Origin of the sequence: Caulobacter sp. Root655, from assembly GCF_001427665.1 — a bacterium.
Lineage (GTDB): Bacteria > Pseudomonadota > Alphaproteobacteria > Caulobacterales > Caulobacteraceae > Caulobacter.
In genome coordinates this window covers 84,457-97,275 of the sequence record NZ_LMHC01000021.1, presented here as the reverse complement: position 1 = coordinate 97,275, position 12,819 = coordinate 84,457, and the positions used below count along the sequence as shown (strand labels likewise).

9 protein-coding genes are annotated in these 12,819 nt (G+C 67.6%); 8 read left to right on the top strand and 1 reads right to left on the bottom strand.

The annotated features are described in order from the left end of the window. The first annotated feature begins 263 nt into the window (after positions 1–263). From ASD79_RS12050 to ASD79_RS12025, 6 genes are all read left to right on the top strand, one after another. The gene (locus ASD79_RS12050; RefSeq protein ID WP_056722614.1) at positions 264–584 is read left to right on the top strand and encodes a PadR family transcriptional regulator; all 321 of its coding nucleotides are present in this window, start codon (positions 264–266) and stop codon (positions 582–584) included. Positions 585–591: 7 nt separating this feature from the next. Further along, complete coding sequence (gene chrA, locus ASD79_RS12045; protein ID WP_056721902.1) at positions 592–1,821, top strand: chromate efflux transporter; 1,230 nt, start codon at positions 592–594, stop codon at positions 1,819–1,821. A 178-nt stretch (positions 1,822–1,999) separates the two neighbouring features. Beyond that, positions 2,000–2,581 (top strand): RNA polymerase sigma factor, encoded by a 582-nt coding sequence (locus ASD79_RS12040; protein WP_056721901.1) that lies wholly within the window; start codon positions 2,000–2,002, stop codon positions 2,579–2,581. Continuing rightward, the gene (locus tag ASD79_RS12035) at positions 2,556–3,524 is read left to right on the top strand and encodes a FecR domain-containing protein (RefSeq protein ID WP_056721899.1); all 969 of its coding nucleotides are present in this window, start codon (positions 2,556–2,558) and stop codon (positions 3,522–3,524) included. The genes ASD79_RS12040 and ASD79_RS12035 overlap by 26 nt, the downstream gene beginning before the upstream one ends. Positions 3,525–3,660: 136 nt before the next feature. Continuing rightward, positions 3,661–6,681: a TonB-dependent receptor gene (locus ASD79_RS12030; RefSeq protein WP_235524429.1), complete on the top strand. Its 3,021-nt coding sequence runs from the start codon at positions 3,661–3,663 to the stop codon at positions 6,679–6,681. Positions 6,682–6,763: 82 nt separating this feature from the next. Beyond that, positions 6,764–7,885 (top strand): pectinesterase family protein, encoded by a 1,122-nt coding sequence (locus tag ASD79_RS12025; protein ID WP_156400477.1) that lies wholly within the window; start codon positions 6,764–6,766, stop codon positions 7,883–7,885. A 6-nt stretch (positions 7,886–7,891) separates the two neighbouring features. On the opposite strand, the gene ASD79_RS12020 is transcribed toward ASD79_RS12025, so the two are convergent. Beyond that, complete coding sequence (locus tag ASD79_RS12020; RefSeq protein WP_056721895.1) at positions 7,892–9,319, bottom strand: amino acid permease; 1,428 nt, start codon at positions 9,317–9,319, stop codon at positions 7,892–7,894. 333 nt (positions 9,320–9,652) lie between these two features. Between ASD79_RS12020 and ASD79_RS12015 the strand changes: the two genes are divergently transcribed. Then, positions 9,653–11,329 carry an MFS transporter gene (locus ASD79_RS12015; protein WP_056721894.1) on the top strand — a complete coding sequence of 559 codons (1,677 nt, stop codon included), beginning with the start codon at positions 9,653–9,655 and terminating at the stop codon, positions 11,327–11,329. Positions 11,330–11,629: 300 nt separating this feature from the next. After that, on the top strand, positions 11,630–12,772 hold the full coding sequence (gene tal / locus ASD79_RS12010; RefSeq protein WP_056721892.1) for a transaldolase: 1,143 nt from the start codon (positions 11,630–11,632) through the stop codon (positions 12,770–12,772). The last annotated feature ends 47 nt before the right edge of the window (positions 12,773–12,819 follow it).

Genomic DNA, 12,819 nt, shown 5'->3' with positions numbered 1-12,819 from the left:
CCATCGTGGCCTGCCCCGCTCGTTCGGCGCCCGCTAGGGCGTTGGCTCGGTCACCTTGGCCGAACAAACCAGCCACTCGCGCCTCGGTGATCGCGCCAACACCTCACAATCTTAGCCTATCGCGGTGGCTTCACCAGCGTGCATGATCCGTGAACGCTCAAGCGGCTTGAACTGGCCGTGACAAGGGCGTCAACCGCGCCTACACATGGCTCTCGTTATCGATATTCGATTTCGTGGAGCCGACAACGGAATGACCCTGCGTGCTGGAGCACCACGATCTTCTCGCCGGCCTGATCCGGCTGCACGTTCTGCATCATGCCGCCGATGGCGAGATCTATGGACAATGGATGATCGAGGAGCTTGGCCATCATGGCTACAAGCTCAGCCCCGGCACGCTCTATCCGATGCTGCACGGCATGGAGCGCAACGGCTACCTCTCGTCGCGCAAGGAGCAGATAGGGCGAACGTTTCGCCGGCTCTACCGCGCCACGCCCTTGGGACTGGAAGCGCTGGCCATCGCCAAGGCACGGGTGCGCGAACTGGTGCGCGAGGTTCACGACCCGGCGTCGGTCGATCAGCCGTGACCCGCGCGTGACAACGGCGACGCCCCCGGCCCCGCCGAGTCCGCGCCGGCCATCGGCCCTGGAAGTCCTGGGGGTCTCGCTGGGGTTGGGACTGACCTCATTTGGCGGCCCCATCGCCCACCTCGCCTATTTCGAACGAGCCTATGTCCAACGCCGCCAATGGCTGTCGGCGGACGAATATGCCGGCCTGGTCGCGCTGTGCCAGATGCTGCCCGGACCGGCCAGCAGCCAGGTCGGCGCCTTGATCGGCCTCAAGCGCGCCGGATGGCTGGGCGCCCTGGCCGCCTGGATCGGTTTCACCCTGCCGTCGGCCCTGGCGCTCTATCTGTTCGCCCTGGCCGCACCAGCCCTGAAGAATCCGCTGACGCTGGCGGGCTTGCACGGCCTCAAGCTGGTCGCCGTCGCGGTTGTCGCCCAGGCGGTGTGGAGCATGGGACGCAAGCTGTGCCCGGACCTGCCCCGGGCCGGCCTGGCGCTGGTTGCCACGGCCCTGTTGCTGGTGATCGGCGGCTCGGCCATGCAACTGGGCGCGCTGGCGCTTGGCGCTGTCGGCGGCGCCGTGTTCTGCCGTGGCGTGGACCTGCCCCCGTCGCCGCCCGCCCTGCCCGTGCGCCGACGCGTCGGGGTCGGCGCCTTCGCGGCCTTTGTCGCGCTTCTCGTCGGGCTGCCATGGTTGGGCAGCCTGGCGCCAGGTTCGACGACAGACCTGATGGGGGTCTTCTACCGGGCCGGCGCCCTGGTGTTCGGCGGCGGACACGTGGTCCTGCCGCTGTTGCACGACGCGCTGGTTCCCCAGGGGTGGCTGACCGAAGACCGGTTCCTGGCCGGCTATGGCGCGGCCCAAGCCGTCCCTGGCCCGCTGTTCACCTTCGCGACCTATCTCGGCGCGGCGGCCGGTTCCCCGCATGGCGCCGCGGTGGCGGCGCTCTGGGCTCTGATCGCCACCCTCTTCATCTTTCTCCCGGGCACGCTGATCGTGCTGGCGGGGGTGCCGCTCTGGAGCTGGATCAGCCAGCGCCCGGGAGCAAGGGGAGCCTTGGCCGGGATCAACGCCGCCGTGGTCGGCGTCCTGGCGGCGGCGCTCTACGACCCCGTCTGGACCAGTTCCATCCGCGATGGGCGCGACGTCGCCATAGCGGCGACCGCATACCTGCTCCTGGAGCGCTGGAAAGTCCCCCCGCTGGGGGTCGTGATCTTCTGCGTCGCCAGCTCGGTGCTCGTCGAGGTCATGACCTGATCCGGGTCTTCCGCCTTCTCACCGAACGGGGCCGGGCGTCGCCTGGCAGGTTCAACGCCGAATGCCGAAGCGCCGACCCTGGCAGCCAGTGAACTGAACCGCGTGCGTTTCTTTGACGGAAACCCGCGCGCCGTGCATCGATCCTGGAAAAGACCGACGCCATGGCGGGGGAAACGGATTGCAGGATGGACGCGCCCGCATCGTGGCTTGGCTTGGGCGGGAAATCCTGCCGCATGAAGCCGACGTGCGCGCCTGGCTGAAGCGATCCCTGCCGACCGGCGGCGACGTCGACGACATCATTCAAGAGACCTATTGCCGGCTGGCCGGCCTGGCCAGCGTCGACCATATCGAGACCCCCCGCGCCTACTTCTTCCAGGCGGCCCGCAGCATCGTGCTGGAACAGCTGCGCCGGGCGCGGGTGGTTCGCATCGAGGCCGTGACGGAAATCGACGCCCTGAGCATCGAATGGGATGAGCCCTCGCCCGAGCGCATCGCCGGCGGGCGGCGGGAACTGGCCCAGGTGTTGCGGTTGATCGCCGCCCTGCCCGACCGGTGCCGCCGCATTTTCGAGATGCGCAAGATCGAGGGCCTGCCCCAGCGCGAGATCGCCCGTCGCATGGGGGTGAGCGAGAACGTCGTGGAGAACGAATCCGTCCGGGGGCTGCGCGCCATCCTCGCGGCCTTGGCGGAGGGCGAGATCAGTGAAGCGGCGAGTATGAAGAGGCCGAGCCAGAATGACCGAACGCGAAAGCGCCGCTGACATCGAGGCGCAGGCCGCCCGATGGGTCGTGCGTGTCGATCGCGACGACCTGACGAGCGCCGCGCGCGCCGAGCTGGAGACCTGGCTCGCTGGCGATTCCCGCCGGCGGGGCGCCTATGCTCGCGCCCAGGCTGGCTGGACCATGCTTGACCGCGCCCAGATTCTGCACGCCCGGCCGCCGGTCAGGCGTGACGCCGGGCTCGCCACGCGGCGCGGACTGATCGGCGTGATGGGAGCCGCCGTCGCCGCCTGTCTTGCCGTCGTCGTGGTCCCTCGTCTGCTGGTTAGCCGTTATGGCACGGCATTGGGCGAAATCCGCCGGGTGCCGTTGTCGGACGGCTCCATGGCCGCCATCAACACCGAGACCACGCTCGACGTCAGCATGAAGCCCGACCTGCGCCATGTGCGGCTGGATCGCGGCGAGGCCTGGTTCGAGGTCGCCAAGGACCCCAAGCGACCGTTCGTCGTCGAGAGCGGCGCGGCGCGTGTGCGGGCGGTCGGCACGGCCTTCTCGGTCCGCCGCCGCGACGGCGGCTGCGACGTGCTGGTCACGGAGGGCGTGGTCGAGGTCTGGTCGTTGAACGACGTGGGCCGACGAGAACGGATTTCGGCGGGTCAGCGCACCTTCGTCAGCGACGAGGCCGGAGCCGCTCCCCCCGCGGCCGCCGAGGCGGCGATCAATCGCCGCCTGGCCTGGCGCGACGGCCAGATCGTGCTGGACGGCGACGCCTTCGGCGAGGCCGCGGCCGAGTTCAATCGCTACAATCCCCGCAAGATCGTCATCGCCGATCCCGCCCTGGCCAACCAGCGGCTAGTCGGCTGGTTCCGCACCAACGATCCCGAAAGCTTCGCCCGCGCCGCCGCCGCCAGCTTCGGCGCCCGGGTGGTGGTCCGCGGCGACACCATCCTGGTCCAGAGCGGCGTCGTCGCCAGCCGCGAATAATTTTCGCCGTCGTCTGACGGAAACGGGGACGCCCCGCATCATTCAAGTCAGGCGTTCCAAGAAATGCCCATGACAAAAACTATAGGGAGGGCGCCGTATGGGATTTCCGCGGCACGATTGCGCCAAGACGACTTTGATGCTGGCCGCCGGCGTCGGCGCTTTGCTGGCCGCCAGCCAGGGCCACGCTCAAACTCGGCAGTTCAACGTGGCGGCCCAGCCCGCCGCGACGGGCATTCCGCAGTTCGGCAAGCAGGCGGACCTGCAGATCCTGGCGCCTCAGGCGGCCGTGCAGGGTAAGCGGGTCAACGCCGTCCACGGCGCCTATAGCGTCGAGGAAGGCCTTTCGCGCCTGCTGCGCGGCGGCGCCCTGACGGTGGTGTCCAACGACGGTCGCACCGCCGTGCTCGGTGAGCGCGCCTCGATGCAACTGGCCTCGACGGCGGCCATGCCCGCGCCCCCGCAAATCGCCCAGGAGGCCGCCGCGCCCGAGCCAAGCGCCGAAGTCGAAGTTGTTGTGGTAACCGGTTTCCGCGCCAGCATCGGCAGCGCCATCGCCACCAAGCGCCGCGCCAACGGCGTCATCGACGTCATCAAGGCCGAGGACATCGCCGACTTTCCCGACGCCAACCTGGCGGAATCGATCCAGCGGGTGCCCGGCGTGTCGATCGCCCGCGACGCCGGCGAGGGCCGCCAGATCACCGTCCGGGGACTGGGGCCCCAGTTCACCCGCGTGCGCATCAACGGCGTGGAGGGCCAGAGCACGGCCAGCGGCACCGACAGTTCGGGCGGCGCCAACCGCAACCGCGCCTTCGACTTCAACGTCTTCGCCTCGGAGCTCTTCAACAGCATCACGGTGCGAAAGACCGCCTCGGCCCAGACCGAGGAGGGCTCGCTGGGGGCCACCGTCGACCTGCAGACCGGCCGTCCCTTCGACTACCGGGGCGCGACCTTCGTGGTCTCGGCCCAGGAGGGCTACAACGACCTCTCCAAGTCGTGGGACCCCCGCCTGGCCGTGCTGGCCAGCAATAGCTGGTTCGACGGCAAGCTCGGGGCCCTGGTCTCGGTGGCCTACACCAAGCGCGAGCTGCTCGAGGAGGGCCACGGCTCGGGCGGCTGGCTGAACGGAACCGAGGTGGGCGGCTACAGCACCGCTTCGCCCTATGCGCAGGCCAGCCTGGCTGGCGCCTTCTCGCCGCGCTTCCCGCGCTACGGCCGGCTGACCCACGACCAGAAGCGACTGGGGATCACCACCTCGCTGCAACTCCGCCCGGACGACAACACCCTGATCAGCGCCGACTTCCTGTATTCGGACTTCAAGGCGACCCGCGAGGAGAACTGGCTGGAGGCCCTGTCCTTCGCCCGCAACGCCTCACAGGGCGGCCGGCCGGAGATCATCGTCCGCGACGGCGCGATCAACGCCAGGGGCGACATGGTCTATGGCCTGTTCGACGACGTCGACATCGAGAGCGAGAGCCGCTTCGACAAGCTCGACACCCAGTACACCCAGGCGACCCTGACGGCCGAGCACACCTTCGCCGACCGCTTCAAGGTCACCGGCCTGGTCGGCTTTTCGAAGTCCGACTTCGACAACCCGATCCAGACCACGGTGATCATGAACCGCGAGAATTCCGACGGCTTCTCGTACGACTATCGCCCCAACGCCAACCTGCCGCTGATCAACTACGGTTTCGACGTCAACGACCCGCTGGCCTACAATTTCGGCGCGGCGCGTTCGGAGATCCGCCTGCGTCCGCAAGGCGTGACCAACACCATCCAGACCGCCCAGCTGGACGGCGACTATGAGCTGAACGACACTTTCCATCTCAAGGTCGGCGTCAATTTCAAGAAGTATGAGTTCAGTTCCTGGGCGTTGGCCCGGGTCAATGAATCGGTCGTCCCCACCCTGCCTGTCGGCGTCACCCTGGCCAGCCTGACCAAAACCATCTCGGGCTTCGGCAAGAACCTCGGCGCGCCGAACGGCGTGCCGACCTCGTGGTCGGCGCCCGACCTGAACGCCTTCGCCAAGCTGTTCGACATCTACAACGGCCAGGGCCTGTTCGAACTGAGCGGGGCCAGCAACGCCAACGCCCGCGGCAACATCCGCGGCGTCGAGGAGAAGGACACGGCGGCCTATGCGCAGCTGGACTTCGACACCGACCGCTTCGCCATACCCATCCGCGGCGACCTGGGCGTGCGCTACGTGAAGACGGAGCAGAGCTCGACCGGCTACCAGCTGGTGGCGGGCGCGGCCCAGCAGGCCACGGTCGATCGCGACTATGACGACGTGCTTCCAGCCCTCAACCTGACCGCCGAACTGCGCTCCGATCTGCTCCTGCGCTTCGGCGCCGCCAAGGTGATGACCCGTCCGAACCTCGGCAGCCTGACGCCCGGCGGCAGCCTCAGCACGGTGGGGGTGTTCAGCGTCAGTTCGGGTAATCCGGACCTGGATCCGATCCGCGCCACCACCTACGACCTGGCGGTCGAATGGTACTTCGCCAAGGACTCGCTGCTGTCGGTCGGCCTGTTCTACAAGGACATCGAAAGCTACATCCAGACCTCGCGGATCTCGCAGCCGTTCAGCGCCTCGGGCCTGCCCGTCAGCCTGCTCGACGGCCTGGGCGTCTCGCCCAACGACACCTTCCTGTTCAGCCGCCCGGTCAACACCAAGGGCGGGCCGTTGAAGGGGATCGAGATCAGCTACCAGCAGCCGTTCAGCTTCCTGCCGGGGGCGTTCAAGAACCTCGGCGCGATCTTCAACGTCACGATCGTCGATTCCAAGATCGACTACATCTCAGCGCGCTCGCCCACCGGCTTCGTGCAGAACGACCTGGTCGGCCTGTCGAAGAACGCCTTCAACGCCACCCTCTATTACGAGGACCAGCGCTTCAGCGCCCGGGTGTCGGGGGCCTATCGCGACCAGTACCTGACCGCCGTGCCCAGCGGGACCAGCACCAACGACGTCGATGGCGTGCGCAAGACCTTCACGGTCGACGCCTCGGCCTCCTACAGCCTCAACAAGCGCCTCAAGCTGACGTTCGAAGGCCTGAACCTGACCGACGAGTTCAACGACCAGTATACCGATAGCCAGCGCGACAGCGTCTACGTCTATTCCCACACGGGTCGGCAATTCAATTTCGGCCTGCGCTACAGCTTCTAACCTGTCTTCCCCGCGTTCCTCCTCCCGAGGAATGGGCGCCGGCCTTGTCCTGGCCGGCGCCCGCCTTTCTTTAGAGGTCCCGATGCCCCTCGCCGTCTCCTCCTCGCGCCGCGCGCTCGTGCTGGGCCTGGCGGCGGCGCCCCTGGCGGCCCCGGCCTTCGCCGCGACGCCCTACGACGCCATCGTCCAACGCGCCGAAGCTCCGCGCCGCTTCCGGGCGCCGACCTATCCGTCGCTGAGCGCCGCGGTCGCCGCCGCGCCGGCGAACGGAACCCGCCCCTTCCGCATCCTTGTCACCAAGGGCCTGTGGGACGAGCAGGTCGTCATCGACAAGCCCTTCGTCCACATGGTCGGCGAAGACCGGAAGGCCTCGATCATCAGCCACCTGGCCGCCTCGGGCCTCACGGCGCCCGACGGCAAGCGCTGGGGCACCTTCCGCACCCCGACCCTGTTCGTCCGAGCGCCCGACTTCGCGGCCCGCAACCTGACAATCCAGAACGCCTTCGACGGCTTGGCCGAAATGACCCGGCCCGGCGGCCTGCGCTCGCACGACGGCGGCGGTCCTCAGGCCGTGGCCCTGATGCTGGACAAGGGTTCGGACCGCGCGCGCCTGACCGAGGTGGATATCCTCGGCTACCAGGACACCCTGTTCCCCGACGCCGGCCGCGGCCTGTTCGAGCGCTGCCTGATCGCCGGCAGCTACGACTTCATCTTCGGGGCTGGACGAGCCTGGTTCGAGGATTGCGAAATCCGCTCGCGACCCCGGCCGGCCGATCCTGTCGACGGCTATGTCGTCGCGCCCAGCACGCCGATCGAGCAGCCGTTCGGCTTCGTTTTTCATCGTTGTCGCCTGACCAAGGACGCCGGAACCAGGCGCGGCAGCGTCTATCTCGGCCGGCCCTGGCGACCCTCCGGGCAGTTTCCGGACGGCCGCTATGGCGACCCTCGCTTCGTCGGGGCCAGCGCTTTCATCGACTGCTGGATGGACAACCACGTCGCGCCGGAGGGCTGGACGGAGATGTGGTACACCGGCCGCGACGGCAATCCGCGCACCATGCTGCAACCCGAGGACGCCCGCTTCGCCCAGTATGGCGCGCGAGGCCCCGGGGCCGCCGCCTTTCGCCGCGGACGCGGACTGACGGCCGCGGAAGCCCGAACCTACAACCGACAAGCGGTGCTGGCGGGGTGGCCATCAGCCGCCTGACCAGCACTACCCACTCCGCCCCTCCGCCGCGATACCGCCCGAGCCGAGACGCCGCCGCCGTCCCCACGCCACATAGACTCCGCCCATCAGCGAGAACCAGACGATGGCGGTGTAGAACACCGGCCGACTGCCTGGATCCAGCGCCATGATCGCGACCACCACGACGATGAACAGGATCACCAGGCCGTTGGCGACGGGATAGATCGGCATCGGAAAGCGGGTCTTGCCGGTTTCGCCGACCCGGGCCCGCTGTCGACGGAAGTTGAGGTGGGCCAGGACAACCATCAGCCAGGTCCACAGCAGCAGGGCCGCGACCAGGGCCATGACATAGGCGAAGAGCTTGTCCGGGAAGACGTAGTTCAGCCCCACCCCGATCAGCATGGCTCCCGTCGAGAGGTTGAGGGCGTTGAGCGGCAGGCCGCGCGCGTTCAGCTTGGCCAGCGACCTGGGGGCCTGATCGCGCTCGGCCATGGCCGCCAGCACGCGGCCGGTGGCGTAGACGCCGCTGTTGCAGGTGGAGATCACCGCTGTCAGCACCACGAAATTGACGATGCTCGCGGCCGCCGGCAGGCCCAGGCGGTCGAAGACCATGACGAAGGGGCTCTCGCCGCCGCTGAAGGTGCTCCAGGGCGCGATGGCCATGATCACCGCCAACGACCCGATGTAGAACAGCAGGATGCGCAGGATCACGCCGTTGATGGCCTTGGGCAGCGCCTTTTCCGGCTCGGCCGTCTCGGCCGCGGTGACCCCGACCAGTTCGGTGCCGCCGAACGAGAACAGCGCCACGGGCAGGGTCACCAGCAGGCCGGCCACGCCATGCGGCGCCAGGCCGAACTTCCAGAGATTGGCCAGGTCGGCGGGCTGCCCGGGCGGGCCCAGATGCATCACGACCATCACCGTTCCGCCCAGGATCAGCGCCAGAATGGCGACCACCTTGATGAGGGTGAGGCCAAACTCCATCTCGCCGAAGAACCGCGCGCCGTGGCGGTTGATGACGTACAGCGTCACCAGCGTGATGAGGGCCGCCAGCCATTGCGGGAAATCGGGCGCCCAGAAGCGGAGGAAGACACCCACGGCGGTGATCTCGGCGATGCCCACCAGCACCCAGATCAGCCAATAGCTCCAGCCGGTGATGAACCCCGCCCAGCGCCCGACGCAATCGTCGATATGGCCGGCGATCGACGGCGCGCCGGGCCGGTTCAGGGTCAGTTCGCCCAGGGCGCGGGCCATGAAGAACACGGCGATGCCGGCCAGGGCGTAGGCGACCATCACGCTGGGGCCGGCCCGCGCTATGGCCTGGCCGCTACCCAGGAACAACCCCGAGCCGATCGCGCCACCGATCGCGATGAACTGGATGTGGCGATTGTGGAGCACCCTGGCGAGGGATGGTGCGGCGCCCTCGTCCGGGCCGGTTTCTGCCGACGGCTTATGCAATGGGGTCTCCTTGTCGGCGTCTATTGCCGTCTCCTGGCGGCGTGTGACAAGCAGGATTTGGCGAGGCCGGAAGGCGCCTTGCCGTTGACCCCGCCGACCGCGTGGCCCTTCACCGGGGTGGCGAGGAGCGCCATCTTTCAGCATCGGGCGCTCTTGCGCCCCGCGCGCGGCCAATGAAAATCAAGGTCGAGCAAAATCGACGGTCTTCGACCAAACTCTCCTCCCCAACCGCCCTTCGGGCTGCCACCTTCAAGCCGAAATCAGAATCGGCCTCGCGCCTCGTTTCAGACCAAACAAGCTGCGCAAGGCGGCGAACACTTCGGAGGGATCGCTATGGTAGACGCCGCCATCAAGCCGGCAACGGGGGCCAAGGGAGGCAAGGAGGTCGGTCGCAAGGACGCCCTCGTGATCGGCGCGGCCTCCGTCGGCACCGTATTCGAGTGGTACGACTTCTATCTCTACGGCTCGCTGGCCACCTACATCACCCATCACTTCTTCTCGGGCGTCAACGAGACGACCGGCTACATCTTCGCCCTGCTGGCCTTCGCGGCCGGCTTCGCGGTGCGCCCGTTCGGGGCCCTGGTGTTCGGCCGCCTGGGCGACCTCTGGGGCCGCAAGAACACCTTCCTGGTCACCATGCTGCTGATGGGCCTGTCGACCTTCGTCGTCGGCTTGCTGCCCAGCTATGGCCAGATCGGCATCATCGCCCCGATCCTGCTGGTCGTCATGCGCCTGGTGCAGGGCCTGGCCCTGGGCGGCGAGTACGGCGGCGCGGCGACCTATGTGGCCGAGCACGCCCCTCCCGGCCGTCGCGGCCTCTACACCAGCTTCATCCAGATCACCGCCACCTTCGGCCTGTTCCTGAGCCTGATCGTGATCCTGCTGACCCGCTCCTCGGTCGGCGAGGACGCCTTCAAGGCATTCGGCTGGCGCATCCCGTTCCTGATCTCGATCGCCCTGCTGGGCGTGTCGCTGTGGATCCGCCTGCAACTGGCCGAAAGCCCGTCGTTCGTGAAGATGGTCGAGGAAGGCAAGGGCTCGAAGAAGCCGCTGGCCGACTCGTTCGCCAAGTGGGGCAACCTGAAGATCGTCTTGCTGGCCCTGGTCGGCCTGACCGCCGGCCAGGCCGTGGTCTGGTACACGGGCCAGTTCTACGCCCTGTTCTTCCTGGAGAAGATGCTCAAGGTCGACGGCGCCCTGACCAATTCGATGGTCGCCATCTCCCTGCTGATCGGCACGCCGTTCTTCGTGTTCTTCGGCTGGCTGTCGGACAAGATCGGCCGCAAGCCGATCATCATGCTGGGCTGCGTCCTGGCGGCGTTGACCTATTTCCCGCTGTTCAAGACCCTGACCGTCGCGGCCAACCCCCAGTTGGCCGCCGCCGTCGCCGCCGCTCCGGTGACCGTCGTCGCCAGCCCCGGCGACTGCGCGTTCCAGTTCGACCCGATCGGCAAGACGGTGTTCAACCACTCCTGCGACCTGGCCAAGTCCTATCTGGCCAAGGCCGGCGTCACCTACACCAACCAGGCCGCTCCGGCGGGCGCGCTGGCGACCATCAAGATCGGTGACAAGGTCATCCCGTCCTTCGCCGGCGAAACCCTCGACAAGGCCGCGTTCAACGCCAGGAAGACGTCATGGGAGAAGGACCTGGGCGCCGCGCTCAAGACCGCCGGCTATCCCGCCAAGGCCGACAGCGCGCTGGTCAACAAGCCGCTGGTCGTCGCCATCCTGACGATCCTGGTGATCTACGTGACCATGGTCTACGGCCCGATCGCCGCCATGCTGGTCGAGCTGTTCCCGACCAATATCCGCTACACCTCGATGAGCCTGCCCTACCACATCGGCAACGGCTGGTTCGGCGGCTTCCTGCCGACCACGGCCTTCGCCATGGTGGCCGCGACGGGCAATATCTACTACGGCCTCTGGTATCCGATCGTGGTCGCGGCGGTCACCGCCGTGATCGGAATCCTGCTCCTCAAGGAAACCAAGGACGTCGATATCGAAGCTTGATCTGAGCCAGGAACGCCGGCTTCTCGAAGCTGGCGTTCCTGGCCGGCGGCCTGTTGCTGCTCATTGAAGGCCCGACGGCCAGTTGGCGCGCCGCGAAACGCTGATGGCAGGTCATCGCGGGCCAGATGATCGCGCCGAACCCGGCCGCTCGCCGCCCTAACGTTGAAGCCGCGGCCTTCCTAGATATGGTCTGAACGGGAACCACCCCTTCCAATGCCGGTTGTGCAGCAACCGCAAGGGCTGCTTCGGCAAGCAATCGTGGCGATCCAAGCACGGCCTCACCGTCGACGGAGATGACCAATGACCAGTCCGATCAAGACCCTGTCCGAGGCCGGCCAAGGCGTCTGGCTGGATTTCGTCGATCGCAAATTCCTCGCGGACGGCGGCCTCGACACGCTGATCGCCCAGGACGGCCTGACCGGCGTCACCTCCAACCCGTCGATCTTCGAAAAGGCCATCGGCCACGGCGACGCCTATGACGAAGGACTGCATGCCTTCCTCGAGACCCATCCCGACGCCAGCGCCATCGACGCCTACGAGAGCCTGGCCATCGCCGACATCCAGTCGGCCGCCGACAAGCTGCGTCCCACCTACGACCGCCTGAACGGCAAGGACGGCTATGTCAGCCTGGAGGTTTCGCCCTATCTGGCCAACGACACCGACGGGACCATCGAGGAGGCCCGGCGACTGTGGAAGGCCGTCGACCGGGCGAACCTGATGATCAAGGTGCCCGGGACGAAAGCCGGCGTCCCCGCCGTCCGCGCGCTGATCGAGGCCGGCCTCAACATCAACATCACCCTGCTGTTCGCGATCGAGGCCTACCAGGCGGTGGCCGAAGCTCACCTGGCCGGACTGGAGGCGCGGGTCGCCGGGGGTCAGCCGATCGACCGGATCGCCAGCGTCGCCAGCTTCTTCGTCAGCCGCATCGACTCCCAGATGGACAAGAAGATCGCCGACCTCGAAGCGGCGGGCGACCCGAAGGCGGCGGAGGCCAAGCCCCTGGCCGGCAGGATCGCCATCGCCAACGCCAAGCAGGCCTACGCCTGGTATGAGGAGATGATCGTCAGCGACCGCTGGAAAGCCCTGGCCGCCAAGGGCGCCATGCCGCAGCGTCTGCTATGGGCCTCGACCGGGGTCAAGAACCCCGACTATCGCGACGTCCTCTATGTCGAGCCCCTGATCGGCCCCGACACCGTCAACACCCTGCCGCCCAAGACCCTGGACGCCTTCCGCGACCACGGTCGCGTGGCCCAGACCCTGTCCGAAGGTCGCGCCGAGGCCAAGGCCGTGCTCGACAAGGCGCAAGCCTTGGGGCTCGATCTGCCTGGAGTCACCGCCGCCCTGGTCGTCGATGGCGTCAAGCAGTTCTCCGACGCCGCCGACGCCCTGCTCGGCGCGGTGGAGGACAAGCGCGCCGCCTTTGTTCAAGACCTCCGCAAGTGACCCGACGAAATGATCACCGCGAACGCAACAGCTTGAAGGACCTCGGA